Consider the following 25,290-nt stretch of genomic DNA (forward strand, 5'->3'; position numbering starts at 1 on the left):
GGAGAGAAACGAGATGAAAGCCCTGCGTGCCACCCTGATGCTGCTGTGCATGGCCACCCTGGCGGCCTGCGTACAGACCCCGCCCAAGCCTGACGATCCGGCCTATGCTCCGGTCATGCCGCGCACGCCCATTCCCCAGGAACTGAACAACGGGGCCATCTACCAGGCCGGCTTCGAGACCAATCTGTACGAGGATCGCAAGGCCAACCGCATCGGTGACGTAATCACCGTGGTGCTCACCGAGCGGATGGCAGCGCAGAAGAAGGCCGAGAACGAAATCAGCAAGGACAGCAGTGTCAGCATCGCTAATCCCATGCTGTTCGGACGCAGTGGCATTGCCGGCATCAACACCGGTGTCGAGCTGGGCGGCAGCCGTGGTTTCAACGGCGAGGCCGATGCCAACCAGAGCAACAGCCTGACCGGTTCGATCACCGTCACCGTTGCCGATGTGTTGCCCAACGGGCTGCTCGCGGTGCGCGGCGAGAAGTGGATCACCCTGAACAACGGCGACGAGCTGATCCGCCTGTCCGGCCTGATTCGCCCGGATGACATCGGTGCCGACAACAGCGTGCCCTCGACCCGCATCGCTGATGCCCGCATCACCTATTCCGGCACCGGCGCCTTTGCCAATGCCAGCAAGCCGGGCTGGCTGAGCCAGTTTTTCATGAGCCCGGTGTGGCCGTTCTGAGGAGTTGCCCATGCGTACATTGCTGATCTGCCTCTGTCTGGCGCTGGTGGCTCCGCTGGCCCAGGCCGAGCGCCTGAAGGACATCGCCAGCATCGCCGGTATCCGCAGCAACCAGCTGATCGGCTACGGTCTGGTGGTGGGGCTGGATGGCTCCGGTGATCAGACCACCCAGACGCCGTTCACCGTGCAGACCTTCAACAACATGCTCACCGAGTTCGGTATCACCGTGCCGCCGGGCACCCGCATCCAGATGAAGAACGTCGCGGCAGTGGCCATCCACGCCGAGCTGCCGGCCTTCGCCAGCCCCGGCCAGACCATCGATATCACCGTGTCCTCGATAGGCAACGCCAAGAGCCTGCGCGGGGGCAGCCTGCTGATGACGCCGCTCAAGGGCATCGACGGCAATGTCTATGCCATTGCCCAGGGCAACCTGGTCGTCGGCGGTTTCGGTGCCGAGGGCGCCGATGGCTCGCGCATCACCGTTAATGTGCCCAGCGTCGGGCGCATCCCCAACGGTGCTACGGTGGAGCGGGCCGTGGCCAACCCCTTCGCCAGCGGCGATCACCTGGTGTTCAACCTGAACCGGCCGGACTTCACCACCGCCAAGCGGGTGGTGGACCAGATCAACAACACCTTCGGCCCGGATGTGGCTCAGGCGATGAACGCCGGTTCCATCCGCGTGCGGGCGCCGCTGGATCCGAATCAGCGGGTGGATTACCTCTCCATGGTCGAGAACCTGCAGATAGAGCAGGGCAACGCCGCCGCCCGGGTCGTCATCAACTCGCGTACCGGCACCATCGTCATCGGTCAGGATGTACGGGTGCAGCCGGCAGCGGTGACCCATGGCGGACTGACCGTGACCATCAGCGAGAACTATCAGGTCAGCCAGCCCGAGCCCTTCAGCGGCGGTCAGACGGTGATCACCCCCAGCTCTCAGATCGCCATCGAAGAGGGTGACAGCCGCATGTTCGTATTCAATCCCGGCGTCTCGCTGGACGAGATCGTGCGCGCGGTTAACCAGGTGGGCGCTGCCCCGGGTGACCTGATGGCGATTCTCGAAGCACTCAAGCAGGCCGGCGCCCTGAATGCCGAGCTGGTCGTGATCTGAGGAGTAATGACATGAACGGCCCGAGTCTCAGCTACACCGATCTCAACGCCATGGCGCAGATGAAAAGTGGCAGCAAGGCGGACACCCCCGAAAACATGGAGCGGGTGGCGCGCCAGTTCGAGTCGCTGTTTCTCAACGTCATGATGAAGAGCATGCGCGAGGCCAACCAGGTGTTCGCCGAGGGCAACCCGTTGAACACGCCCCAGACCCGCTTCTATCAGGACATGTACGACAGCCAGATGGCTGTGCACCTGTCGGAAAGGCAGGGCATGGGGCTGGCCGATGTCATGCTCCGCCAGCTTTCGCCGACCAGCGCCGGGCCGAAGCCGGCTGTCGCGGTCTCGGCAGCTGGGGACGGGCCGGCTGACCACTCCGCCTTGCTGGCGCGCCGACGTCTGGCGATCAGCATGGGCCGTGGCGAAGTCAGTCTCGGTCAGCAGCCGGCTGCTGCTGGCGAGCCTGCGCCTTCCCGCCCGGTGACGGCAGCGGCGGAGCCAGCCGCGAGCTGGCAGCCGGTACGGGGTATCCGCGCCGCTGAACGTGCCGCCGCAGCCCAGCCGGCACCGACGCGCTTTGACAGCCCCGCCGAATTTGCCGCAGCCATGCTGCCGATGGCCGAGAAGGCCGCCGCACGACTGGGCGTCGATCCGCATTATCTGGTGGCCCAGGCCGCGCTGGAAACCGGCTGGGGCAAGTCCATCATCCGCAACGGTGACGGCTCCAGCAGCTACAACCTGTTCGGCATCAAGAGCCATGGCCAGTGGCAGGGCGAGTCGGCCAGTGTCATGACCAGCGAATACCGTGACGGGGTTCGACAGCAGGAGCGGGCCAGTTTCCGCAGCTACGACTCATTCGAGCAGAGCTTCGATGACTACGTGGACTTCCTGCATCGCAACGGACGCTACGCCCAGGCGCTCAAGCGTACCGAAAGCGGTGATGTCTTCTTCCGCGAACTGCAGGCGGCCGGTTATGCCACCGACCCGCGCTATGCCAGCAAGGTGTCGCAGATCGCCCGCAAGCTGATCAGCGAGAATGCAACCGCGTCGGCCAGTCCGGCCACCAGCCAGGGTAGGGTGTAAGCCATGTCGGATCTGTTTCAGGTTGGCTTGAGTGGGCTGCGTGCGGCACAGACCCAGCTGTCGGTCACCGGTCAGAACATCACCAACGTCAATACGCCCGGTTACAGCCGGCAGACGGCGATCCAGACCACCAATCCGGCCAACCTCACCGGTGCCGGCTTCATGGGCAACGGCACCAAGGTCGTGGATATCCAGCGTATCTACAACCAGTTCCTGACCAACCAGGTCCGCAGCACCACTTCGGCGGCGGCGGCCAACGAGGCCTACCGGACGCAGATCGAGGAGCTCAACAGCACGCTGTCGAGCACCGCTTCCGGCATCACCACCGGCATGCAGAACTACTTCGGCGCGCTGCAGACCGCCATCGAGGACCCCGCCAGCCTGCCGGCACGCCAGCTGTTCCTGTCCGAAGCCCAGGGGCTGGCAGGGCGTTTCAACTCGGTGCATGCCCAGCTGAGCACTCAGAACAGGTTCATCAACGACCAGATGACCACGGTGGCGCAGCAGGTGACCCGGCTGGCGCAGTCGGTGGCCGGCTTCAACGATGCGATTGCCAAGGCGGCGGCCAATGGCGCTGCGCCCAACGACCTGCTGGATGCGCGGGACGAAGCCATTCGCCAGCTCAGCGGCTATATCGGGGTCACGGTGGTCAATCAGGATGACCACAGTATCAACCTGTTCATCGGCTCCGGCCAGCCGCTGGTGATCGGCAAGGAGGCCTCCGTGCTCCAGGCTGCCCCTGGCCTGGCCGACCCGTCACGGATGGATATACGCCTGGTCAGCGGCAATGCAGGGCAGGATGTCACCGGCCTGATCAGCGGTGGTGAGCTGGGCGGTCTGCTGGACTATCGTCGGGATGTGCTGGACCTGGCATTGAATGCGCTGGGCCGCATGTCCCTGGGCATCGCCAGCGAATTCAACCAGCAGCTGGCCAAGGGGCTGGACCTCAACGGCAATGTCGGCGGTCCTCTGTTCAATGACATCAACAGTCGCGACATGCTCGACCTGCGCAGTCGCGGGCGCGAGAGCAACCAGTCGGATGCCTCGCTGGATGTGCGTATTACCGACACCAGCCAGCTGAGCACCTCGGATTACGAGCTGACCTTCACCTCCGATACCGAGTTCACCGTGCGCCGTATCGGCGACAACCGGGTGCTCGGACCTTTTGATCTGAACGCCGCCCCGGGTGACCCGAACGGTCGCTATCCCGCCTTCGACGGCCTGGATCTCAGCCAGCAGCCGGATGCGGGTAACTTCCGGTCGGGCGACCGCTATCTGCTCACACCCACCCGTTCTGCAGCCCAGGGCATGGCAGTGGTGATGACCGAGCCGCAGCAGCTGGCGTTTGCCGCGCCGATGGCTGCCCAGGCCGGTCTTGATAACCGAGGTACCGGTGCGGTCAGCCAGCCGGTACTGCTTGGCGGCAGTGGGCCGCTGGACATGGATGCGCTGGTGGCACTGACCGGGCCGGAAGGGGTCAGCTTCACCTACTCGGCCAATGCCGACGGCACCGGGACCCTGGAGCTGAGCGCGGACCCCGGGCCGGTCTCGCCCGCAGCCATCACCATTGCCGCACCGGGCGCGGCGCAGCAGTTCGAGTTCACCCTCGGCGGGCAGTCCTTCAGCATGGGGTTGTCCGGCCGTGCGCTGGATGGCGACACCTTTACCGTCAGCTTCAACCAGGGCGGGGTGGCCGATAACCGCAACGCGCTGCAGCTGTCGGAGCTGCAGAATCGCCCGGTGCTCGGCAAGACCGAGGGCGCCCGTGGTTTCTCCCTGCTGGATGGTTACGGCGATCTGGTGCAGCGAGTCGCCACCTTCACCGCCCAGGCGCGGACCGAGAGCGAGGCCAACCAGGCGATGCTGGTGCAGGCGACCAACAACCGCAACTCTGTATCGGCGGTCAACCTCGATGAAGAGGCGGCAAGCCTTATCCAGTTCGAGCAGTACTACAACGCCTCGGCGCAGATCATTCAAGTTGCGCGTACCGTGTTCGATACATTGATCAACACGATGCGCTGAGGAGAGGACAGGCATGCGTATCTCCACCATTCAGGCATTCAACAGCGGCGTGCGGGGCATCCAGGATAATTATTCCTCGGTGACCCGCACCCAGGAGCAGATCAGCTCCGGCAAGCGCATGCTGACGCCGGCGGATGACCCCGTGGCATCGGTCCGTCTGCTGCAGCTGGAGCAGGAAGCCAGCAAGCTCGGTCAGTACCGTGAAAACATCACCGCCGCGACCAACAGCCTGACCCAGCAGGAAGCCGTGCTCAACTCGGTCAACAATGTCCTGCAGCGGGTCAGGGAAATCACCCTGGAAGCGGGCAACGGTGCGCTGGACGCCGGCGCACGGCAGGCCTTGGCACAGGAGCTGGTCGAACGGGAGGACGAGCTCTACGGGCTGATGAACAGCCAGAATGCCCGCGGCGAATACCTGTTCGGCGGGTTCCGGAGCGACACCCAGCCCTTCGTTCGCCAACCCGACGGCAGCTACAGCTACCAGGGTGACGAAGGGCAGCGCTCGATCCAGATCGGCAGCTCGAAGATGGTCGCGATGAATGACAATGGCAAGGAACTGTTCGTCGACGTCGCGAACGTCAACCGGGTGACGACCGGGGTAACCGTGCCGGCCGATCCGGACGAGCAGGCGAGGGTCCGTATCTCGCTGGGCGTGGTGGAGAACAAACAGCTGTACGACAGCCGGTTCCATCCCCAGGGGGCAATGAGTATTCGCATCACCGCCGACGCCGAAGGCGCAGCTGCCGGGTATGAGATCCTCGATGCCGACGGCAATGCCCTGGCTCCGCCGGTTGCCGGCGAGCTGCAGGCCAATGAAAGTGGCAGCTACGAGATTCGCCACGCCGGAGTGATGGTGACTCTGGACGGTGACCTGGCAGCGGCTGATGAGTTCAGTGTTCAGGTTGGCGAAGAAGGACATGGGGAACGGCGCAATGTGCTCGACAGCATCCGCCTGCTGCGTGAGACCCTGGAGAAGGGCGATGACAGTACCGAAGGCAAGCTGCAGCGCCGCGACATGCTCGCCGTCAGCCTGCAGAACATCGACAATGCCATGAACCAGGTGCTGGGTGTGCAGACCAGCCTGGGGGCGCGACTCAACGTGATCGAGTCCGCACAGCTGGAAAATGACGAAGCCAGCCTGATCAACACCCAGGTGCAGTCCGGACTGGCCGATCTGGATTACGCCGAGGCGCTGAGCCGACTGAGCATGCAGAGCATCGTGTTGCAGGCGGCGCAGCAGAGTTTCGTCAAGGTCAGCGGACTGAGCCTGTTCAACTTCCTGCGCTGATTATCGGCACAGCGGAACAGGCCGGGCTGCTGTCGCAGCCCGATCGCCCCGGGGTCGGGGCTCCTACGGGCGAGAGAATGTTCCGTTTTTGTAGGAGCGGCGACCTCGCCGCGATGGCGCGCCCGGCGCGCCCGACAGACGCCGCATCCTTCCAACGGGGCTGCTGTCGCCGCCCGATCGCCACGGGCCCGGGCGCCTGCCGATGAGAGGGCGGGGCTTCTGCGGGAGTGTTCAATGATTGTCGGCCAGGCGCTCCAGGATGGGGCAGTCCGGGCGGTCATCGCCGAGGCAGCAGCTGGCCAGTTCCGACAGGCTGGCGTGCATCGCCTGCAGCCCGGTAATCTTGTCTTCCAGCTCTTTCAGATGCTGGCGGGCCAGCTGCTTGACCACCGCGCTGCTGCGCTCGCGGTCCTGCCATAGAGCCAGTAGTTGCCTAATCTGCTCGATGGAAAAGCCAAGCCCGCGGGCCCGCTGGATGAAGCGCAGGGTATGCAGGTCCTGCTCGTTGAACAGCCGATAGCCTGCCGCAGTTCGCAGCGTGCCGGGCAACAGGCCAATCTTCTCGTAATGTCTGATCATGCGCGGCGTGAGGCCGCTGGCCCTGGCGGCCTGGCTGATATTCATGCCTGCACTCCGTTATCACGATTGGCCTGACCGTCTGACGCAGCTGAACGCTCCCACCTCATCTGCGCGTTGCCGAGCCATCGGTCTGCCGGTTCAGCCTCAGACCGATCTTCTGAATCCAACCATCCTCGATGTCGGCGACCACCCAGGTCAGGCCTTGCCATTCGGTCTGATCACCTATATCAGGGTAGCCGCCAAACTGCTTGATGAAAAATTCCGCCAGGGTCATGCCTGCCATGTCATCGGGCGTATCAAAACCATAGAAGCGGGCGACCTCGCCCAGCTGGGCGGAGCCCTCCAGAATGAATTCCCCGAAGAACTGGCGGTTGTTAAGGTGTCGTTGCGTCGTGGAGATGCTGAACAGCCTGGACAATGCCGGCAGATCCCTGGCATGGCCGATGACGCACAGTACGTCGTTCAGCTCCAGTCGTGTGCTGCCCGAAGGGTGCAGCAGCTTGCGGCCGCGAAACACGGCGGCGATGCGGGTATCCCTGGGCATCTGCAGATCACGCAACTGCACGCCCACACACCAGTTGGTGTCGCTGAGCTGGTACACAATCAGCTCGTAATCGCTTTCCACCACCACGTCCAGACTGGTGCGGTGCAGCGGTTCGGGGATTGGCGGAATTTCCATCCGACACAGCCTTGCGGCCATGGGCAGGCTGGCGCCCTGCAGCAACAGTGAAACCAGCACCACGACGAAGGCCACGTTGAACAGCAGTTGTGCCTGGTCCAGTCCGGCCACCAGAGGGAATATCGCCAGCATGACCGGCACCGCCCCGCGCAACCCCACCCAGCTGATGAACACCCGCTCCCGCCAGGAGAAGGTGAAGGGAGCCAGACAGAGGAGAACTGCGACGGGCCGCGCTACAAGAATCAGGAAGAAGGCGATAGCCAGCGCGGGTAACGCCAGCTCGAGCATTTGCGATGGGGTGACCAGCAGACCGAGCATGAGGAACAGACCGATCTGACTGAGCCAGGCCATGCCATCCTGCATGTGCAGAATATTCTGCAGACTGCGCAGACGCATGTTGCCGAGTACCAGCCCGGTGATGAAAATCGCCAGGAAGCCACTGCCGCCGACGATGTTGGCGACCGCAAAAACCAGAATGGCGCCGCTGGTAATGAGCAGAGGATAGAGCCCTGTGTCGAGACTCACCCGGTTGACCAGCCAGGTCAGGAAAAAACCGCCCGCCACCCCACAGACGGCACCAATACCGAACTGCTGGAGCAGCATGGTCAGGAACGACCAGGTGAAGGAGGTCTGGCCGCTGACCAGCATCTCCACCAGAGTGATGGTCAGGAAGATCGCCATGGGGTCGTTCGAAGCTGACTCGATTTCCAGGGTGGCGCTGACCCGGCGCTTCAGGTTGAGCCCCTTGCCCTGCAACAGTGAAAAGACGGCTGCAGCATCGGTGGAGCCGACAATCGACCCGAGCAGCAAACCCTGTAACCAGTGCAGATCCAGCAGCCAGGCGGCGGCTAGACCGGTGAGCAGGGCGCTGAACAGGACACCGAAGCTGGCCAGCGACAGTGACGGCCATAACGCCACCTTGAAATTCTCTGCGCGGGTCCGCATGCCGCCGTCCAGCAGGATGATAGCCAGGGCCAGGCTGCCGATGACGTAAACTGTATCCACGCTGTCGAAAGCAATGCCGCCGGGGCCTTCTTCCCCCGCGAGCATACCGATCACGAGAAACATCAGCAGCAGCGGAATACCCAGTCGTGATGACATGGAGCTCGCCAGAATGCTGACAGCCAGCAATCCAGCGCATATCACAAACAGGGTATTCATTACTTCCATCAGTCAGGGGCCCGCAGCGTTTTCAAGGAAGCCGAATCCTACCACCTCCAGCTGGATGCGGGACGGTTCAGCGTGGCTGTGAGGGCATGCGGACCCGCAATGGAGCAAGCAGGGGGGAGAGGCCGTTATGGTCGATTTCCTGCATCAGCTGAAGCAAGCGGCCGATTTCTCCCTTCGGGAAGCCCTCCCGTGCGAACCAGTTGAGGTAATGACCAGGCAGATCGGCAATCAGCCGGCCCTTGTACTTGCCGAAGGGCATTTCGCGGGTGACCAGCAGCTGCAGGTCTTCAGGTTTCATGGGGAGGGCTCCGGCAATGGACTGGGACGTATTATAGCCTTTACCGGCGTGCCAGAGCGGTCAGATGAACGTTCTGCGGAATGAATGGCTTGTAACTTGTGCGCAAGCCGTTACAATAGCGCGGCCCTGTCATGCAGGGTTTGTCATGGTGACCCTGTCGGTCCCCTCGCAACGATCAGCCGTGAACCCGGTCAGGCCCGGAAGGGAGCAGCCGCAGCGGTGACATCGTGTGCCGGGGTGTGGCTGGCAGGGTTGCCACCCATGACCTCTTCGCAACTTCCCCCTTTTCATACCACGCTGCATTGCCCCTGCCCGAATCGGGCCGGATGTATCGGCTGCTGTTCGCCTGGCCGCCCCTGCTCGGTCCGCTGATACGGCCCCCCGCTTCTGTCCGTCCTGACACGGATGGGTCAATTGATCAATGCTGATACCTGATCCAGACTTGGATGGCTGGATGAGCCAGCCCGTGAATAACAACAACAAAGGACAAATTCGATGAAACGCACCGACATCATGCGCCGGCTGTGCAGGCGCGGCGCCGTGGTTGCCATTCTGGGCGCAGCCGTTCTGCTGAGTGGCTGTTTCGATGGATCGGGGTCCAGCTCCGGCAGGGGACTGCTGCCCGGGCCTGATATGCCCGACATTCCCGAGGAGCGCATCCGCCCGCTGATATTCGTCCATGGCCTCGCCGGCTCGGCTTCCCAGTACCAGACCCAGGCCATGCGCTTTGCCAGCAACGGTTACCCTGATGACCACATCCTGGCCTTCGAGTACAGCACAGCGGGGCTGCCTGCAATAGGGCAAGCCGCCAATGGCGAACTCAGCCCCGAGCTGGACGCCTTCATCGACGATGCGATGGAAGAACTGGACGCCGAACAGGTCTATCTCGCCTGTCATTCCCTGGGCACCAGGGTGTGCGGCCACTACCTCTCCGCCCCGGAGCGGGCGGCCAAGGTCGCGGGCTATATCGCCATTGATGGGCTGACGGCGGAGAGCTGCCCCGGCGATTCCAACTGCATGGGCATCTTCGTCAATGAGGCGAGCAGGATGGGCACGGTCAACACCCATCTGCCTGACGAGACCCACGTGCAGGTGGCGACCTCAGAGGCATCCTTCGCGGCCCAGTTCGAGTTCCTTACCGGCACCGAGCCCGAGCGGGTCAGGATCCTGGCCCAGCGCGGTGAAGTGGACATTTCCGGGCGGGCAGTCTACTTCCCGGCCAACGCTGGCGCTGCAGGTGCCCGGCTGCAGATATGGGAAGTGGATGCCGATTCCGGGGCGCGGCTCGACAGCGACCCGATTGCCGCTTTCGATATCGGCAGTGACGGTCGATGGGGACCGGCGAGGCTGGATCCCGACGCCCACTACGAGTTCCTGCTGTTGCGTCCCGGTCGCGCAGACCATCATTTCTACCGTCAGCCGCTGATCAGGGACAGCCATCTCGTGCGCCTGAACACCTCGCCGGCAGGCTCGGAGATCGAGCTCAATACCAATGTGAGCGATGATCATGCGGCTCTGGTGATTACCCGGGATATGGAATGGTGGGGTGATCGGGGTGCGGATACCGACATTCTGGAGATTTCCACCGACAGCGGGTCGGGCGATCAGGCGGCGGTGGATATCATCAGCCCCGCCATGGGCAACGGCAGCATCGGTATCCACGTGCATGACGACAGCGCCTCGCCACTGCTGACCACAGGGCTGCCGCTTCCCTATTTCTCCGACCAGCCGTTCCAGGAGGGGGTGGATGTCTACATGCCGGCGGCAACGCCGCCCAACGGCGTGATTTCTGTGGTCAGCACGCCCCGGGGCGACAGCGCCCTGCAGCAGGTACTCAATGTGCCGAACTGGGCGTCGTCAGGCCATCGCATATCGCTGATATTCAACGATTATCAGCAGGACTGAAGGAGCGGGCCCGGGTCTGCATCTCGCATTCACCGGGCCCTTTAAGGTACAGTAGCTGCCAGTCAATGACACCGGATAGCAGCCCTCGATGAGTTACCAGGTATTAGCCCGCAAATGGCGTCCGCGCCTGTTTCGTGAAATGGTCGGCCAGACCCACGTGCTGCAGGCGCTGATCAATGCCCTGGACCACAATCGGCTGCATCATGCCTATCTGTTCACCGGCACCCGGGGGGTCGGCAAGACCACCATCGCCCGCATTCTGGCCAAGTGCCTGAACTGCGAAGTGAGAGTCAGCTCCGAGCCCTGCGGCAGCTGCTCGGCCTGTCGGGAGATCGACGAAGGCCGTTTCGTCGACCTGATCGAGGTCGACGCCGCCAGCCGCACCAAGGTCGAGGACACCCGCGAGCTGCTCGACAACGTGCAGTATTCGCCGACCCGTGGACGCTTCAAGGTCTACCTGATCGACGAAGTGCACATGCTCTCCAGCCACAGTTTCAATGCCCTGCTCAAGACCCTGGAAGAGCCGCCTGCCCACGTCAAGTTCCTGCTTGCCACCACCGATCCGCAGAAACTGCCGGTGACCATTCTTTCCCGTTGCCTGCAGTTCTCGCTGAAGAACATGTTGCCGGAGAAGGTGGTAGAGCATCTGCGGCATGTGCTGGGGGAGGAGCAGGTACCTTTCGATGAGGAGTCTCTCTGGCTGCTGGGGCGGGCCGCGGACGGCTCGATGCGTGACGGGCTCAGTCTCACCGATCAGGCGATCGCCTTCGGCAACGGCCAGCTGCGTGCCGCAGAGGTCCGCAGCATGCTCGGCACCATTGACCACGGCCAGGTCTTCGGCTTGCTGGAAGGGTTGGCAAGCGGTGATGCCCGCGGGCTGCTGGCCGCCGTCGCGGAGCTGGCCGAGCAGGGGGCCGACTTCGCCGGGGTGCTGGCCGAGCTGATCTCCACCCTGCAGCGTGTGGCGATTGCCCAGGTGCTGCCCGAGGCAGCGGACAACAGTCTGGGCGACCAGCAGCGGGTACTGGACCTGGCGGGGCGCATCAGCGCCGAGGACGTACAGCTGTTCTATCAGCTGGCCCTGCACGGCAGGCGGGACCTGCCGCTGGCACCGGACCCGCGAGGCGGCTTCGAGATGGCGCTGCTGCGCATGCTGGCGTTCCGCCCGGGCACGCTGGAGCATACTGGTCCGGCTGCACCCGGGGGCGCGCAGGCGGCTGTTGCCCCGAAGGCCGATCCCGGGCCGGGAAAGTCACCGGGGATCAGCCAGCCCAGAGCTGATTCCGGCGCACCGGGGCCGACAGTGCAACCAGCGCCGGTCGCCCCCGTTGCCGCGCCGCCCCGGACCGTTGAGCCTGCGCCTGCACCGCAGCCGCAACCCCGCAGCGAACAGGTTGTCGAGCCCACTCCGAAAGCGCCCCCCAGCACCGCCGAGGTGACCCCGCCGGCACCAGCCGCCGGGGCCGCCGGGGCCACCGGACATACCGAGCCGGCCCCTGCGTCCGACGAGGAACCGCCGGCCTGGCTGCAGGACGCGCCGCCGGGGGACAGCTACGCGATGACCTCTGACTCCGCATTCTCTGAGCAGGATGACGACGACATCGGTGATCAGGATATCGATGCCGCGGTCTATCTTGACGACTGGCAGCCCGCCGAGGAGCCCGCCGCTGCGACCACCCTCGAGGATGAGGTGAGCGACCTGCCTCCGGCTACCGGGCTGGCCGCGCGCTGGCTGGATATATGCCCCCGACTCGGTGTGGCCGGGCTGACCGCGAGCATTGCCGCCCATTGCCAGCTGGTGGCCATCGACGGTGCCGTCTGGCGGCTGCATCTGGATCCCGGCCACAGCGCCCTGTACAACGACAATCATCGGCAGCGTCTGCAGAAGGCCATTGCCGAACTGGAAGGAACTCCGGTAACACTGGAGGTGCAGGTTCAGGCACCGGACCAGGAAACCCCGGCTATCGCCGCTGCGCGCCAGCGCATTGCCCGGCAGCAGCAGGCCGAAGCCAGCATCCAGGCAGATCCGCTGGTGCAGGCGCTGATCAACGACTTTGCGGCGCAGATCTGCGCCGACAGCATCCGCCCGATAGATGCATGAACTACAGCCAGTGAGGATGACGACATGATGAAAGGTGGCATGGCAGGCCTGATGAAACAGGCCCAGCAGATGCAGGAAAAGATGCAGAAGATGCAGGAAGAGCTGGCCAATGCCGAGGTCACCGGCCAGTCCGGCGCCGGCCTGGTATCGGTGGTCATGACCGGTCGCCACGACGTGCGCCGGGTGAATATCGATGACAGCCTGCTGAGCGAAGACAAGGAAGTGCTCGAGGACCTGATCGCCGCGGCAGTGAACGATGCAGTGCGGCGGATCGAGCAGAACAGCAAGGAAAAGATGGCCGGCATGACAGCCGGGCTGAATCTGCCTGACGGCTTCAAGATGCCGTTCTGAGGAGCAACCTGATTCCATGAGTTTCAGTCCGCTGATACGGCAACTGATAGATGCGCTGCGCGGTCTGCCCGGTGTGGGACCGAAGACCGCGCAGCGCATGGCCCTGAGTCTGCTTGAGCGGGACCGTCAGGGTGGTCTGCGGCTGGCCGAGGCGCTGCAGCAGGCCATGGAAGGGGTGGGTTATTGCAGCCGCTGTCGCACCCTGAGCGAGGCGGAGATTTGCGAGCTGTGCAGCGATCCTCGGCGGGACGACAGCCTGCTGTGCGTTCTGCAGAGCCCGGCAGATGTCTGGGCGGTTGAAATGGCCGGCAGCTTCCGCGGTCGCTATTTCGTGCTCAAGGGGCACCTTTCGCCCATCGACGGGCTGGGACCGGACGAGATCGGCGTCCCCGCGCTGATCGAGCGACTGGAGGGCAGTGCGGTAACAGAGGTGATTCTGGCGACCAATCCCACGGTGGAGGGGGAGGCTACGGCCCATTACATCGCCGGCCTGCTTCGGCCGCTGGGCATCCGTGTTTCGCGCATCGCCCACGGCGTGCCGCTGGGCGGTGAGCTGGAGTTCATCGATGGAGGTACCCTGGCACACGCCCTGGCCGGTCGTACCCTGATCAGCTGATGGAAGAAAAACCGGGACTCACTGAGCCCCGGCGTTCCGGTTTTCCAGTTCCTTGATGACCCGGTCGTAGGCCTCACAGGCGCCATGGTCGCTGCGGGTCGGGTCGCGTTGCTGCAACTCCACCAGTTGCTCGTGCAGGCGGGCGGCCTTCTGCGCATCACCGCCGGCAATGCGGTTGATGGTGATGGCCGTTTCCTCGGCCTTCTTCAGGGCTTCTTCCGGTGTGCATATCACGGTGGTCTCGGTGGCCGCGAATACGGAGGATGTGCAGCCCAGCAGGGCAGCCAGCAACAGGGGGGAGCGCAATTTCATCAGTAACCTCACAGGACCCGCTTGGGTATCAGGAGATCTATATTAGTCCTTTGCCCGGCATCATCCAAGCACGCAGAGCGGGCTGCGGCACCTGGTAGCAGGTCAGGTCAATCCCGCTGCTCCAGTTCGCGCAGCATGTCGGCGGGTACGTCCCGGCGGTGAGCCAGGCTTGCATCCCCTGTTTCGGGGTGAAACACGATGAGCACCTCGCCCCGTTCAATCTGTCGGCGCAGGCGCTCGACCCGCTGTATCAGGCTATCCTCGTAACCGTTATCGGTGCCATCACGGGTGACGAAGTCCTCCAGCAGACGCTGGAATGTTTCGGGTTCGAGCAGGGTATGGGGTATCAGCATCTTCTCACTTCCGGATGACAGCCTGACGGGTACCGGCGCTGAACAAAGGCAGCGCCGGCGGGGTCAATGATACACTTTCGTCCCTGTTCCGGCTGTTGCGGTGTCCATGATCACTGATCCGTTCTTCTACCTCTGCGCCATTCCGGCGGTGCTGCTGTATGGCATCGCCAAGGGTGGCTTCGGCGGCAATATCGCGATTCTCTCGGTGCCGCTGATGTCGCTGGTCATGCCGCCCCAGCAGGCGGCGACCATTCTGCTGCCGATACTCTGCACCATGGATCTGGTCGCTCTGCGGACCTTTCGAGGGCGCTGGAGCAAGCCGAACCTGCGCATCATCATCCCGGCGGCACTGGTCGGTACCGTGCTGGCGTGGCTCAGCTTCCACTGGATGAGTGATGCGCACATCCAGGTGATGATCGGCCTCATCGCGCTGAGCTTCACCCTGAACATCTGGCTGCGCCGGGGCGAGCCGCCGGCACGGGGTGTGAGCCGCTGGCGCGGAGGGATCTGGGGCACGATCGCCGGGTTCACCAGTTTCGGCATCCACGCCGGCGGGCCGCCGATCAACGTCTACCTGCTGCCGCAGAAAATGGAGAAGACGCTGCTGATGGGTACCATCGCGGTGTTCTTCGCAGTGGTGAATTTCTCCAAGATTCCGTTCTACATCCAGCTGGGGCAGTTCGATACCAGCAACCTGCTTACTGCGCTGGTGCTGCTGCCGCTGGCGCCGATCGGCATTCGCCTTGGGTTCTGGATGCTGCAGAAGACCAACCAGGAACTGATCTACCAGCTGTGCTATGTGTTCCTGTTTCTCACCGGCTGCAAGCTGCTGTATGACGGTGGCAGGACCCTGATGGGCTGGTGATCAGCGGCCGCGGATCAGGCGGCGCAGCATGAAGCGGGCCGGATGCACCGCTTCGGCGACATCCCGCGGCAGGGGCAGCGGCTCGTTGTCCAGCCAGGCCGCAATGAGTTCCCCGCTCAGCGGACAGCTGACCATGCCACGGGACCCGTGCCCGGCATTCATGTAGAGCCCCGGATACCAGCGGGTAGGAGCGTCCGGCTGCTTCGATGCATCCTTGCCCAGCACTGCGTAGTCCTGCTCGAAGGCCTGTGCATCGGCGACGGGGCCGATCAACGGCAGGTAGTCGGGGGTGGTGCAGCGCAACGCTGCGCGAGCCGGTAGCGCTGCCGGATCCTGCTGCCCGGGCTGCAGCCCGGCGGCCAGCTCGGCAGACAGCTTGTCGAGCAGCTCCAGATTGCTCCGGTTTTCCTCGACGCTGGGCTCGCTGTCCAGGCGGTCGAAGCGGAAACTGGCGCCGACGTGGTGCTCGCCGCCCCGGGCAGGGGAGATGTAACCCTCGGCGCACAGCACGGTACGCAGGGCGCTGCTGGCAGCAGTGGCCGCCAACTGGCTGACCTGCCCGCGGATGGGCTTGAGCGGCATGCCGGCGGTCTGCGCGAAGCGGCGACTGTCATTGGCGCTGCAGATCACCGCCACCGCAGCGCTTGCCAGGCTTTGCTGATCGTCAGCCAGGGCATGCCAGCGTTCGCCGCGTCGTTCCAGCGTCAGGGCTTCGCTGTGGGTCAGCAGGGTTATGTTCGGATGTTGCAGCAAGGCGTGGCACAGACTGGGCGGGTTGACCCAGCCGGCGGTCGGAAAGAACAGGCCGGGTCGGTCGACCTGAACGCCGGCGATGCGGCTGGCCTGATCGCTGTCCACCGCCTGCAGGAAGGTGGCAGGATAGCCCTGGCCGGCGAAGGCAAGCTGACGTCCGCGTTCCTTCTCATCGGTACTCAACTGCAGCACGCCACACGCCCGCCAGGTGCTGTCCCCCTGGGGCAGCAGCTGGTGGAGTGCTCGCAGGGCGTAGCAATAGCTGGCCTGCACGTAGCGTGAAAGCAGGGTCTGATGCGGCGACAGCTTGCAGTAGAGAATGCCCTGGGCGTTGCCTGACGCCTCCGCAGCGGCGTGGCCATGGCGCTCCAGTACGGTCACCTGCCATCCCCGGGTGGCCAGCGAGCGGGCAGTGGCGCAACCGGCCAGCCCGGCACCGATGACCAGTGCGCTGCGTTCCCCACCGGGGGAAGCGGGGCGCTGGTACCAGGGGGCTTCCCAGCCGCCAGGCCGGGTGCCCTGAAATTCCCCGCGCAACATCTCCCGCTTGCGGCCGAATCCCTTGACCTTGTGCATGGCAAAGCCTGCCTCCTGCAGGCCGCGGCGTACCGCACCGACGCTGGTGAAGGTGGCCAGCGTGGCGTCTGGCGCGCAGAGTCGTGCAAGCTGGTCATACAGGGCCGGCTGCCACATGTCCGGGTTCCGTGCCGGTGCGAACCCGTCGAGAAACCAGGCATCTACACGAGCATCCAGCTGGGGCAGGGTGTCGAGCACATCCCCGATCAGCAGGGTCAATGTGACCCGCCCCTCTCCCAGGCTGAAGTGCTGCCAGCCGGGAGTCAGGTCGGTGTACTGGGCCAGCAACTGGTCGGCCCAGGGCGCGAGTTCCGGCCACAGGGCGAGGGCGCGCTGCAGGTCCTCGCGACTCAGCGGATATTTTTCACAGCTGACATAGCTCAGCCGGGCGTCCGCCGGCGCCAGCCGATCCCACCACTGCCAGGCGCAGAGAAAATTCAATCCCGTACCGAACCCGGTCTCTCCTATGCAGAAACTGCCGCCGGGGGGCAGTGCAGCCCACCGCGAATCCAGCTGGTTGTGCTGGAGGAAGACGTGGCGCGTCTCAGCCAGGCCGGATTCGCGGGAAAAATAGACGTCATCGAAGCGGGTAGAGAAGGGTTGGCCATCCTCTGACCAGCTCAGCTCGGCGAAGGCGGAAGTGTCCTGGGGTGATGAGGTGCTCACGGTATCTCCGGCACAGGTGCAGAAAGCGCATCATTGTACCTGTGAAGCGGGTGAATGAGGGGTTCCTGCGGTTGTGAGCGGCAGCCTTCGCGCGGGGCGCTTCAGCTCATGTTGGGCAGGATGAGCAGCAGCCAGGTGGCGAGCAGGATGAGGGCAACACTGGTCAATCTGCCCCGGGACAGGAGTTTCATGGCAATACCTTTTGTTGTTATGCGAGCCCCTTTGTAAGAGGCCCGACCCGCTGGTGCCGGGTAGACGGCTCGGACAGTATCCGCAGGCGGTAGTCACGTAACGCGAAGGTGTGGCGCTACTCGCCTCCTATTCTAGGGTAGTAAAGTGGGGCGGCACTGTTAGACCAATTGGCTACATGTCTGATATTGCTCAGCGCTGAACAGGCCTACAATAGGCGTCTTCCCTCCCTTTACCGAGAAACAAATCATGCATGTCGCGAGCGGCCGCTGGCTGTACGGTTTTCTGTTGGCGCTGACCACTACCCTGTTATGGGGCGTATTGCCCATCATGCTCAAACAGGTGCTTGAGAGCATGGATGCGGTCACCGTGTCCTGGTACCGCATGCTGTCCTCCGGGGTCGTGCTGTTCGTCTGGCTGGCAGCCAGGGGCAGGCTGCCCTCGCTGCGGGTGCTGTCTGGTGGCAATCGGGTTCTCTTGCTGGTGGCGGTGCTGGGGCTGGGCTTCAACTATGTGCTCTATGTGCAGGGGCTGGACCGGCTGACACCGGGCACCATGCAGCTGATGATCCAGGTGGCTCCGATCATGCTGATGATCGGCAGCATGCTGGTGTTCAAGGAGCGCTTCGCCATCGGGCAACTGCTGGGCCTGGGGGTGCTGGTGGCGGGGTTCGGCCTGTTCTTCAACCAGCGTCTAGAGGAACTGTTCACCCAGCTCACCGAGTACACCCTTGGCATCCTGATTACCCTGGCGGCTGCCTTTGCCTGGGCGCTGTACGGTCTGGCGCAGAAACAGCTGCTGTCGGTGTGGTCTTCGGTCAGCATCATGCTGGTGATCTACCTGGCCTGCGCAGTGCTGATGCTGCCGCTGGCGAGTCCGGAGCAGATTTTCCGGCTCGATGCCCTGCAGCTGTGGATGCTGCTGGGCTGTTGCCTGAATACACTGATCGCCTACGGGGCCTTTGCCGAGGCGCTGGTGCACTGGGAAGCATCCCGGGTCGGCGCGACGGTGGCAACCACGCCGCTGTTCACCTTCGCGCTGGTGGCGCTGGGCTCGACCCTGTGGCCGGCAATGATCCAGCCTGAACTGCTCAACAGCCTCGCCTACCTCGGCGCGCTGCTGGTGGTCTCAGGCTCGGCGCTGATTGCCCTGGCGCCGACGCTGCTACACCAATGGAAGACCCGGCGCCTGCGCCGAGCTCAGCGCTGATCGCCACGCGGCGAGTGCTCACCCAGCATCTTGCGCGGCTGTACTGCACGATCGAATGCCTGCTCGTCGAGATAACCCAGCGCCAGTGCAGCCTGGCGTAGCGAGGTGCCCTCGGCATAGGCTTTCTTGGCAATGTCGGCTGCCTTGTCATAACCGACCACCGGGTTCAGCGCGGTGACCAGCATCAGACTGTTGTCGAGGTGTTCCTGCATGCGCCCGGTGTCCGGGTCCATTCCTTCCACGCAATGTCGGCGGAAGCTGTCGCAGCCATCGGTCAGCAGCTGTATGGACTGCAGCAGTGCGTGAATGATCACCGGCTTGTATACGTTGAGCTGCAGCTGACCCTGGCTGGCTGCCATGCTGAGGGTTACATCATTACCCATCACCTGGCAGGCGATCATCGACAGCGCCTCGCACTGGGTCGGGTTGACCTTGCCCGGCATGATCGAACTGCCCGGCTCGTTGGCGGGCAGGCGGATTTCGGCCAGACCGGCCCTGGGGCCACTGCCGAGCAGGCGCAGGTCGTTAGCCAGCTTCATCAGCGTGGCAGCGAGCATCCGGCAGGCTCCATGCAGCTGCACCAGCGGCTCATGGCCACCAAGTGCGGCAAACTTGTTGGGGGCGCTGGTAAAAGGCAAGCCCGTGAGGCTGGCAACCTGATCGGCAAACAGGGTGGCGAAGCCAGGTGGCGCGTTGAGGCCGGTGCCCACCGCAGTGCCACCCTGTGCCAGGGCCAGGACCTGCGGCAGCGACTGCTCCAGCGCCCGGGTGCCCATATCCAGCTGCGCAACGAAGGCGGACAGCTCCTGACCGAAGGTCACGGGTGTGGCGTCCATCAGGTGGGTGCGGCCGATCTTGATCAGCTCGGCATGGCGGCGGGCCTGCTCATCCAGACTGTCGCGCAGGGCTGTCACAGCGGGGAGCAGTTGTTCAGTGACCTGCAGTGCCGCCGCCACATGCATGGCGCTGGGGAAGGTGTCGTTCGAGCTCTGCCCACGGTTGACATGATCGTTGGGGTGAACCGGGCTCTTGCCGCCCAGGGGTTGGCCGGCCAGTTCATTGGCACGGTTGGCCAGCACCTCGTTGATATTCATGTTGCTCTGGGTGCCACTGCCGGTCTGCCATACCGACAGTGGGAAGTGATCGTCCAGCCGGCCGGCCAGGACCTCATCTGCCGCGCGGCAGATCAACCCGGCCAGCTCGTCGTCCAGATTGTCCAGCTGCTGGTTGGTCAGCGCTGCGGCTTTCTTGATCAGCGCCAGGGCGTGCACCACGGCAAGCGGCATCCGCTCCTGGCCGATGGCGAAGTTCTGCAGGGACCGCTGCGTCTGTGCGCCCCAGTAGCGGTCGGCCGGGACGTCGATGTTACCCATGCTGTCTGATTCGATGCGCGTACTCATGATTGCCCCTGTGCTGGAGAATGGATGGATCGCCTGCCAGTATAGATACTCCGACAACCAGGAACGATTGCCCATGCGACAGACCTGTGCCCTGGTGCTGAGCAGCCTGCTGCTGGCGCCTGCTGTCATGGCGGATGCCGAATCCCACCGCGCCGCTGCCGAGCGCTTTCTGAAACTGGCCAATGCCGAGGAGATGACAGCGCCGGTCTATCGCCAGGCCGAGCAGGTGCTGGCCGCCCGGTTTGCCCAGATGGGTGGCTCCATGCAATACGAGTCCATTCTGCGGGAGTACCGCGAGCGGGCGAAGGTGATGCTGGATGCGCAGCTGAGCTGGAAGGCGATGCGCGACGAGATGATCGAGCTGTATCTGCCGGTGTTCAGCGAACAGGAATTCGATGAGCTGGCGGTGTTCTATCAGTCACCTGCCGGCAGCAAGCTGATGAAGCACTTGCCCGAGCTGACGCGTGCTTCCATGGGTATCGCCCGCCGGCGGGTGGAGCAGGTGATCGCACCCCAGCTCGAACAGCTGGTCGTCGAGATGGCTGCGGAGGTGGAGGCCCGGCAGACCGGCAGCGCAGCGGGGAGAGAGTAGCGGGTCAAACAGGTACAATGCCGGGAAACGTCTTCAGGAGAAATGACATGGGTACAACACAGTCCGCCCTGGAACAGGCGCTGCAGCGCCTCGCACCGCTGCACATGGAGCTGCTCAACGAGAGCCATATGCACGCCGTGCCGCCGGGCTCCGAATCTCACTTCAAACTGGTGATCGTCAGTCAGGAGTTCGAAGGTCTGAATGCCGTCAAGCGCCATCAGGCCGTGTACCGCACCCTCGGCGATCTGATGCAGCAGATCCATGCGCTGGCCCTGCATACCTATTCGCCTGCCGAATGGCAGGCGCGCAGTGGCGCTCCCGATTCGCCCGACTGCATGGGAGGCAGCAAGACTGATCGCTGAAAATGGCCGGATGGTCGTCTGACCCGGCTGATTCTTTGTTAGAATCGCCGCCTTTCAAAGTACGCCCTTTACGCGGGCGCAAACTGGAGTAGAGGGGTCTGCATGTCCGACATAGTCGTGGTGGCGCTGTACAAATTCGTCACCCTGGAAGATTTCGAAGCGCTGCGCCAGCCGCTGCTGGATACCATGAACGAGCATGGCGTCAAGGGCACACTGTTGCTGGCGCGGGAAGGTATCAACGGTACCGTGGCCGGCAGCCGCGAAGGCACCAGTGCGCTGCTGGAGTGGCTGCGTCGGGACGAGCGTCTCAGTGACCTCGACTGGAAGGAGTCGTACTGCGACGAGATGCCCTTCTACCGCACCAAGGTGAAGCTGAAGAAGGAAATCGTCACCATGGGCATTCCGGATGTCAGTCCCAACGAGCGGGTCGGCACCTACGTCGAACCGAAGGACTGGAACGCGCTGATCAGCGATCCGGAGGTGTTGCTGATCGACACCCGTAACGATTACGAGGTTTCCATCGGCACCTTCGAGGGTGCGATCGATCCGCAGACCAGGACCTTCCGCGAATTCCCCGAGTACGTGCGCGAACAGTTCGATCCGCAGAAGCACAAGAAGGTGGCAATGTTCTGCACCGGCGGCATCCGCTGCGAGAAGGCCTCCAGCTTCATGCTCCGGGAGGGCTTCGAAGAGGTCTACCATCTCAAGGGCGGTATCCTGAAGTATTTCGAGGACGTGCCGGCCGAGGAGAGCAAGTGGCAGGGTGAATGCTTCGTCTTCGATAACCGGGTCACCGTTCGCCATGACCTGGCGCCGGGCTCCTTCGATCAGTGTCACGCCTGTCGCCATCCCGTGTCTGCCGAGGATATGGCATCGCCATTCTATGAGCAGGGCATCAGCTGTCCGCACTGCTACGATAGCCTGCCGGAGAAAACCCGCCGTCGGGCCGAGGAGCGGCAGCGCCAGATACAGCTGGCGAAGATGCGCAACCAGCCGCATCCGATCGGGTTGCCACCCGAGCTGGCCAGCCCCAACGCCAGCTGAGACCGGAGTTGCCGCATGTCCCAGCGCCTGATCCATATGATGGATCCGATGTGTCCGTAGTGCTGGGGTTTTGCGCGGCTAGCAGCGCCCCGCGCGTTCCGGCGGGGCGCCTGCAAATCCGGCAGCCAGCATCATGGCAGATGCTGACGGGTCTATATCAGTGACGGGGATCCAGCAGTGCCGGGCGGGGCTGTTCCTCGGGGGCCTGGAACAGCAGGTAGAGCTGGGTCAGCACATCGGGGATATGATCGAGCATGTCCTGGACCATTTCCTCGTCCTGGGCAATCTCGGCAAATTCGGGCTGGTCCTCGAACAGGCCGGAGCCCACCATGATTGGCAGCAGCAGTTCGCTGACGGTTTCCTCGTCACGGGCGAACCAGTCCTCCTCACGCAGGAACACACCCTCGAGAAAACCGACACACCAGCTGCGCAGGTCCGACAGGTCGGGCTCATCGCCCAGGGTCAGCTCGCACGGCGGTTCCAGCTCCTCGTCGCTGGCCAGAATACGACCGATCAGCGCCTTGAGCTCGCGCAGGGTGGTTTCGATATCGGCTTTCTGCGCGTCGTCCGTGTACTTAGGCTCTTCGGCAAACAGCTCGAACATCCACTCCTGTTCGGGCACTTCCACGGGGCTGATGGACAGGGCGGTCAGGTAACCATGCCCGGCAAGATAATCGAGAGCTTCATCGTGAAGATCGTCCGCATCAAGGAACTGCTGCAGGCGCTCGAGCTGGTCGGCAAAGGACATGGCACACCTCATCATGAATAGTGATCGGCATTGTACGCCTGTGACCGGATTTTTGCCAAAGCGGCAACGGTATATACGCAACCCGTGACACCGGCCACAGCGGTCATCCCCAGGACTGATATACTCGCCCCTTTTCAGCCCTCAGCGGCTGTGCACGGTTATCATGCAAGGAGAATCATGCGCGAGCAAGCGTTACAGAAGCTGCGGGATGTTTTCGGCTATGGCGAGTTTCGCGGCCAGCAGGCGGATATCATCGACCAGGTAGCCAATGGCGGTGATGCGCTGGTGCTGATGCCTACCGGCGGCGGCAAATCCCTGTGCTATCAGATTCCGGGCCTGTTGCGCCCGGGGCTGACCGTGGTGGTATCGCCGCTGATTGCGCTGATGGACGATCAGGTAGCCACCCTCAACGAGCTGGGGCTGCGCGCCGCAGCGCTCAATTCGACACTGGATGTGCAGGGGCGCCGGGATATCGCCGACCAGCTGCGCCAGGGCAAGCTGGATTTTCTGTATCTGGCACCTGAGCGCCTGCTGCAGCCGCGCACCCTGCAGTTTCTGCAGGGGCTGAACATCAGTCTGTTCGCCATTGACGAGGCGCACTGCGTGTCCCAGTGGGGGCACGACTTCCGGCCGGAATACCTGCAACTGGGGCAACTGGCCGAGCTGTTCCCGGCGGTGCCGCGCATCGCGCTGACCGCCACGGCTGACGAACGCACCCGCGAGGAAATCGCCCAGCGTCTGCGGCTCGAGCAGGCCAGGCGTTTCGTCTCCGGTTTCGATCGGCCCAACATCTTCTACCGCATCGTGTCCAAGGACCGTCCACGCCAGCAGCTGCTCGGCTTTCTGCGGGACCAGCGGGGCAACGCCGGTATCGTCTACTGTCTTTCGCGCAAGAAGGTCGAGGACACTGCCCAGTGGCTCAGCGAGCAGGGTTGGCCGGCCTTGCCCTACCATGCCGGACTGCCACCGGAGCTGCGGGCGACTCACCAGAAGCGTTTTCTCAACGAGGAAGGGCTGATCATGGTGGCGACGATCGCCTTCGGTATGGGCATCGACAAGTCCAATGTGCGCTTCGTCGCCCATCTGGATCTGCCCAAGAGCATCGAGGCCTATTACCAGGAAACCGGGCGTGCCGGACGCGCCGGGCTGCCGGCGGATGCCTGGATGGCCTATGGGCTGCAGGACGTGCTGCTGCTCAACCAGATCATGGCCGGTTCCGAAGGGGATGAGCGGCACAAGCGCATTGAGCGTCACAAGCTCGACGCCATGCTGGCGCTGTGCGAACTGACCAGCTGCCGTCGCCAGTCGCTGCTGGCGTACTTCGGCGAGAACCTGGAGCAGCCCTGTGGGCATTGCGACAATTGCATCGAGCCGGCGGACACCTGGGACGGCAGCGAGGCCGCACGTATGGCGCTGTCGACCATCTACCGCAGCGGCCAGCGCTATGGTGTCGGCCATCTGACCGACATTCTGCTGGGCCGGGACAATGAGAAGATACGCGGCGCCGGCCATCAGCATCTGTCTACCTACGGCATCGGCAAGCAGCTTACCGAGCAGGAGTGGCGGTCGGTGTTCCGCCAGTTGATTGCCCGTCGACTGGTCGAGATTGATCTGGACGGCTTCGGCAGTCTGCGCCTGGCCGAAAGTTGCCGCCCGCTGCTGCGCGGGGAGGAATCACTGGCACTGCGCAAGGATATTGCCCGTTCGGCAACACTGCCGACCCGCAAGGGCGACAAGCCGGTCATCGCCGAGGCGGACCGGGAGCTGTGGGAGCAGCTGCGTGCGCTGCGCAAGCGCCTAGCCGACGCGCAGGGCGTGCCACCCTACGTGGTGTTTGCCGACTCCACCCTGGTCGACATGCTGCGCCAGCGCCCGACCACCATGCAGGACATGGGCCTGGTCAGCGGTATCGGCGCGCACAAGCTGGAGCGCTACGGTGCCGACTTCCTGCAGGTGCTGCTGGGGGACGCTGGGGATAGCGGCGCAGCGCCGGCGCACGAGGCGCAGGAGATCCAGGCGCTGGCACTGTCCGGCATGGAGCCGGAGCAGATCGCACGGCAGGCGGGACTGCCGATCAGGCAGGTGTACCAGAAGCTGGCCCAGGCGATCAGCGCCGGTCACATCGAGTTGCATCACGCAGTGGATCTGCCGCCCGGGCAGCTCGAGCGGATCCAGGACCTGTTCCTCAACGACGCGGAAGACGATCTGCCCAGTGTGCGGGCGGTGGCCGCAGAACTGGACGAGCCGCTGGAAGAGGGCGTGCTGCACTGTATCCGGGCAGCGCTGGTGCTGGAGATCAGCGGCTGAGCTGCGCGGCCCCCGCCTCCCTTCGGGGGC

The 25,290-nt window shown here is 63.8% G+C and carries 23 protein-coding genes and 1 other RNA gene; 16 read left to right on the forward strand and 8 right to left on the reverse strand.

Annotated elements, in window-relative coordinates; translation table 11 throughout:
* Window positions 1-13 precede the first annotated feature (13 nt).
* Genes flgH through flgL form a run of 5 tightly spaced genes read left to right on the forward strand, consistent with a single transcriptional unit; the run spans window position 14 to window position 6,185 of the window.
* Window positions 14-688: a flagellar basal body L-ring protein FlgH gene (gene flgH, locus IEW63_RS03345; RefSeq protein WP_188635152.1), complete on the forward strand. Its 675-nt coding sequence runs from the start codon at window positions 14-16 to the stop codon at window positions 686-688.
* Between the two features lie 10 nt (window positions 689-698).
* Window positions 699-1,796 carry a flagellar basal body P-ring protein FlgI gene (locus IEW63_RS03350; RefSeq protein ID WP_188635153.1) on the forward strand — a complete coding sequence of 366 codons (1,098 nt, stop codon included), beginning with the start codon at window positions 699-701 and terminating at the stop codon, window positions 1,794-1,796.
* A gap of 11 nt (window positions 1,797-1,807) precedes the next feature.
* Window positions 1,808-2,875, forward strand: a complete 1,068-nt coding sequence (gene flgJ / locus IEW63_RS03355; protein ID WP_188635154.1) for a flagellar assembly peptidoglycan hydrolase FlgJ — start codon at window positions 1,808-1,810, stop codon at window positions 2,873-2,875.
* A gap of 3 nt (window positions 2,876-2,878) precedes the next feature.
* Entirely contained in the window at window positions 2,879-4,897 is a 2,019-nt protein-coding gene (gene flgK, locus IEW63_RS03360) for a flagellar hook-associated protein FlgK (protein ID WP_188635155.1), read from the forward strand.
* Between the two features lie 13 nt (window positions 4,898-4,910).
* Window positions 4,911-6,185: a flagellar hook-associated protein FlgL gene (gene flgL, locus IEW63_RS03365; protein ID WP_188635156.1), complete on the forward strand. Its 1,275-nt coding sequence runs from the start codon at window positions 4,911-4,913 to the stop codon at window positions 6,183-6,185.
* A 231-nt stretch (window positions 6,186-6,416) separates the two neighbouring features.
* Here the strand turns inward: flgL and cueR are convergent, their stop codons facing one another.
* The 3 genes from cueR to IEW63_RS03380 form a co-directional block, all read right to left on the reverse strand.
* Window positions 6,417-6,809, reverse strand: a complete 393-nt coding sequence (cueR, locus tag IEW63_RS03370) for a Cu(I)-responsive transcriptional regulator (RefSeq protein WP_188635157.1) — start codon at window positions 6,807-6,809, stop codon at window positions 6,417-6,419.
* A gap of 58 nt (window positions 6,810-6,867) precedes the next feature.
* The gene (locus IEW63_RS03375) at window positions 6,868-8,604 is read right to left on the reverse strand and encodes a potassium/proton antiporter (RefSeq protein WP_373288200.1); all 1,737 of its coding nucleotides are present in this window, start codon (window positions 8,602-8,604) and stop codon (window positions 6,868-6,870) included.
* 76 nt (window positions 8,605-8,680) lie between these two features.
* The gene (locus IEW63_RS03380; RefSeq protein WP_188635159.1) at window positions 8,681-8,911 is read right to left on the reverse strand and encodes a DUF3820 family protein; all 231 of its coding nucleotides are present in this window, start codon (window positions 8,909-8,911) and stop codon (window positions 8,681-8,683) included.
* Between the two features lie 155 nt (window positions 8,912-9,066).
* Between IEW63_RS03380 and ffs the strand changes: the two genes are divergently transcribed.
* The 5 genes from ffs to recR all read left to right on the forward strand — a co-directional run bounded on the left by ffs (window position 9,067) and on the right by recR (window position 13,884).
* Window positions 9,067-9,163: signal recognition particle sRNA small type (gene ffs / locus IEW63_RS03385), an RNA gene on the forward strand.
* 243 nt (window positions 9,164-9,406) lie between these two features.
* Entirely contained in the window at window positions 9,407-10,816 is a 1,410-nt protein-coding gene (locus IEW63_RS03390) for an alpha/beta fold hydrolase (protein WP_188635160.1), read from the forward strand.
* Window positions 10,817-10,904: 88 nt separating this feature from the next.
* On the forward strand, window positions 10,905-12,917 hold the full coding sequence (gene dnaX, locus IEW63_RS03395) for a DNA polymerase III subunit gamma/tau (RefSeq protein ID WP_188635161.1): 2,013 nt from the start codon (window positions 10,905-10,907) through the stop codon (window positions 12,915-12,917).
* A gap of 24 nt (window positions 12,918-12,941) precedes the next feature.
* A complete protein-coding gene (locus tag IEW63_RS03400) occupies window positions 12,942-13,268 on the forward strand; it encodes a YbaB/EbfC family nucleoid-associated protein (RefSeq protein ID WP_188635162.1) in 327 nt (108 codons plus the stop codon).
* Between the two features lie 16 nt (window positions 13,269-13,284).
* Window positions 13,285-13,884 carry a recombination mediator RecR gene (gene recR / locus IEW63_RS03405; protein WP_188635163.1) on the forward strand — a complete coding sequence of 200 codons (600 nt, stop codon included), beginning with the start codon at window positions 13,285-13,287 and terminating at the stop codon, window positions 13,882-13,884.
* Window positions 13,885-13,902: 18 nt separating this feature from the next.
* On the opposite strand, the gene IEW63_RS03410 is transcribed toward recR, so the two are convergent.
* Window positions 13,903-14,196 (reverse strand): hypothetical protein, encoded by a 294-nt coding sequence (locus IEW63_RS03410; RefSeq protein ID WP_188635164.1) that lies wholly within the window; start codon window positions 14,194-14,196, stop codon window positions 13,903-13,905.
* A gap of 107 nt (window positions 14,197-14,303) precedes the next feature.
* On the reverse strand, window positions 14,304-14,549 hold the full coding sequence (locus tag IEW63_RS03415; RefSeq protein WP_188635165.1) for a YheU family protein: 246 nt from the start codon (window positions 14,547-14,549) through the stop codon (window positions 14,304-14,306).
* A 106-nt stretch (window positions 14,550-14,655) separates the two neighbouring features.
* Between IEW63_RS03415 and IEW63_RS03420 the strand changes: the two genes are divergently transcribed.
* Window positions 14,656-15,414 carry a sulfite exporter TauE/SafE family protein gene (locus tag IEW63_RS03420; protein ID WP_188635551.1) on the forward strand — a complete coding sequence of 253 codons (759 nt, stop codon included), beginning with the start codon at window positions 14,656-14,658 and terminating at the stop codon, window positions 15,412-15,414.
* On the opposite strand, the gene mnmC is transcribed toward IEW63_RS03420, so the two are convergent.
* The gene (gene mnmC, locus IEW63_RS03425; RefSeq protein ID WP_188635166.1) at window positions 15,415-17,409 is read right to left on the reverse strand and encodes a bifunctional tRNA (5-methylaminomethyl-2-thiouridine)(34)-methyltransferase MnmC2/FAD-dependent 5-carboxymethylaminomethyl-2-thiouridine(34) oxidoreductase MnmC1; all 1,995 of its coding nucleotides are present in this window, start codon (window positions 17,407-17,409) and stop codon (window positions 15,415-15,417) included.
* A gap of 438 nt (window positions 17,410-17,847) precedes the next feature.
* On the opposite strand from mnmC, the gene IEW63_RS03430 reads away from it, so the two are divergent.
* Window positions 17,848-18,807 (forward strand): DMT family transporter, encoded by a 960-nt coding sequence (locus IEW63_RS03430; RefSeq protein ID WP_188635167.1) that lies wholly within the window; start codon window positions 17,848-17,850, stop codon window positions 18,805-18,807.
* On the opposite strand, the gene fumC is transcribed toward IEW63_RS03430, so the two are convergent.
* Entirely contained in the window at window positions 18,798-20,207 is a 1,410-nt protein-coding gene (fumC, locus tag IEW63_RS03435; RefSeq protein WP_188635168.1) for a class II fumarate hydratase, read from the reverse strand. The genes IEW63_RS03430 and fumC overlap by 10 nt on opposite strands.
* Before the next feature lie 73 nt (window positions 20,208-20,280).
* On the opposite strand from fumC, the gene IEW63_RS03440 reads away from it, so the two are divergent.
* The 3 genes from IEW63_RS03440 (at window position 20,281) to trhO (ending at window position 22,205) form a co-directional block, all read left to right on the forward strand.
* The gene (locus IEW63_RS03440) at window positions 20,281-20,799 is read left to right on the forward strand and encodes a DUF2059 domain-containing protein (RefSeq protein ID WP_188635169.1); all 519 of its coding nucleotides are present in this window, start codon (window positions 20,281-20,283) and stop codon (window positions 20,797-20,799) included.
* 47 nt (window positions 20,800-20,846) lie between these two features.
* Window positions 20,847-21,161, forward strand: a complete 315-nt coding sequence (locus tag IEW63_RS03445; RefSeq protein ID WP_188635170.1) for a BolA family protein — start codon at window positions 20,847-20,849, stop codon at window positions 21,159-21,161.
* 102 nt (window positions 21,162-21,263) lie between these two features.
* The gene (gene trhO / locus IEW63_RS03450) at window positions 21,264-22,205 is read left to right on the forward strand and encodes an oxygen-dependent tRNA uridine(34) hydroxylase TrhO (RefSeq protein WP_188635171.1); all 942 of its coding nucleotides are present in this window, start codon (window positions 21,264-21,266) and stop codon (window positions 22,203-22,205) included.
* 157 nt (window positions 22,206-22,362) lie between these two features.
* Here trhO and IEW63_RS03455 read toward each other — a convergent pair whose 3' ends face one another.
* Window positions 22,363-22,953: a UPF0149 family protein gene (locus tag IEW63_RS03455; RefSeq protein ID WP_188635172.1), complete on the reverse strand. Its 591-nt coding sequence runs from the start codon at window positions 22,951-22,953 to the stop codon at window positions 22,363-22,365.
* Between the two features lie 177 nt (window positions 22,954-23,130).
* Here IEW63_RS03455 and recQ point away from each other — a divergent pair, with 177 nt between their 5' ends.
* On the forward strand, window positions 23,131-25,260 hold the full coding sequence (recQ, locus tag IEW63_RS03460) for a DNA helicase RecQ (RefSeq protein WP_188635173.1): 2,130 nt from the start codon (window positions 23,131-23,133) through the stop codon (window positions 25,258-25,260).
* Window positions 25,261-25,290 lie beyond the last annotated feature (30 nt).

This window comes from Halopseudomonas pertucinogena, from assembly GCF_014646575.1.
Taxonomy (GTDB): Bacteria; Pseudomonadota; Gammaproteobacteria; order Pseudomonadales; family Pseudomonadaceae; genus Halopseudomonas; species Halopseudomonas pertucinogena.

Bases quoted from the DNA above. Each gene is read 5' to 3' on its own strand.
- flgL (WP_188635156.1), top strand. From the start codon at position 4,911: ATGCGTATCTCCACCATTCAGGCATTCAACAGCGGCGTGCGGGGCATC.
- flgH (WP_188635152.1), top strand. From the start codon at position 14: ATGAAAGCCCTGCGTGCCACCCTGATGCTGCTGTGCATGGCCACCCTG.
- IEW63_RS03350 (WP_188635153.1), top strand. From the start codon at position 699: ATGCGTACATTGCTGATCTGCCTCTGTCTGGCGCTGGTGGCTCCGCTG.
- IEW63_RS03430 (WP_188635167.1), top strand. From the start codon at position 17,848: ATGCATGTCGCGAGCGGCCGCTGGCTGTACGGTTTTCTGTTGGCGCTG.
- IEW63_RS03415 (WP_188635165.1), bottom strand. From the start codon at position 14,549: ATGCTGATACCCCATACCCTGCTCGAACCCGAAACATTCCAGCGTCTG.
- flgJ (WP_188635154.1), top strand. From the start codon at position 1,808: ATGAACGGCCCGAGTCTCAGCTACACCGATCTCAACGCCATGGCGCAG.
- recQ (WP_188635173.1), top strand. From the start codon at position 23,131: ATGCGCGAGCAAGCGTTACAGAAGCTGCGGGATGTTTTCGGCTATGGC.
- cueR (WP_188635157.1), bottom strand. From the start codon at position 6,809: ATGAATATCAGCCAGGCCGCCAGGGCCAGCGGCCTCACGCCGCGCATG.
- IEW63_RS03455 (WP_188635172.1), bottom strand. From the start codon at position 22,953: ATGTCCTTTGCCGACCAGCTCGAGCGCCTGCAGCAGTTCCTTGATGCG.
- IEW63_RS03440 (WP_188635169.1), top strand. From the start codon at position 20,281: ATGCGACAGACCTGTGCCCTGGTGCTGAGCAGCCTGCTGCTGGCGCCT.
- IEW63_RS03390 (WP_188635160.1), top strand. From the start codon at position 9,407: ATGAAACGCACCGACATCATGCGCCGGCTGTGCAGGCGCGGCGCCGTG.
- recR (WP_188635163.1), top strand. From the start codon at position 13,285: ATGAGTTTCAGTCCGCTGATACGGCAACTGATAGATGCGCTGCGCGGT.
- IEW63_RS03400 (WP_188635162.1), top strand. From the start codon at position 12,942: ATGATGAAAGGTGGCATGGCAGGCCTGATGAAACAGGCCCAGCAGATG.
- IEW63_RS03410 (WP_188635164.1), bottom strand. From the start codon at position 14,196: ATGAAATTGCGCTCCCCCCTGTTGCTGGCTGCCCTGCTGGGCTGCACA.
- IEW63_RS03380 (WP_188635159.1), bottom strand. From the start codon at position 8,911: ATGAAACCTGAAGACCTGCAGCTGCTGGTCACCCGCGAAATGCCCTTC.
- IEW63_RS03420 (WP_188635551.1), top strand. From the start codon at position 14,656: ATGATCACTGATCCGTTCTTCTACCTCTGCGCCATTCCGGCGGTGCTG.
- trhO (WP_188635171.1), top strand. From the start codon at position 21,264: ATGTCCGACATAGTCGTGGTGGCGCTGTACAAATTCGTCACCCTGGAA.
- IEW63_RS03445 (WP_188635170.1), top strand. From the start codon at position 20,847: ATGGGTACAACACAGTCCGCCCTGGAACAGGCGCTGCAGCGCCTCGCA.
- IEW63_RS03375 (WP_373288200.1), bottom strand. From the start codon at position 8,604: ATGAATACCCTGTTTGTGATATGCGCTGGATTGCTGGCTGTCAGCATT.
- fumC (WP_188635168.1), bottom strand. From the start codon at position 20,207: ATGAGTACGCGCATCGAATCAGACAGCATGGGTAACATCGACGTCCCG.
- dnaX (WP_188635161.1), top strand. From the start codon at position 10,905: ATGAGTTACCAGGTATTAGCCCGCAAATGGCGTCCGCGCCTGTTTCGT.
- flgK (WP_188635155.1), top strand. From the start codon at position 2,879: ATGTCGGATCTGTTTCAGGTTGGCTTGAGTGGGCTGCGTGCGGCACAG.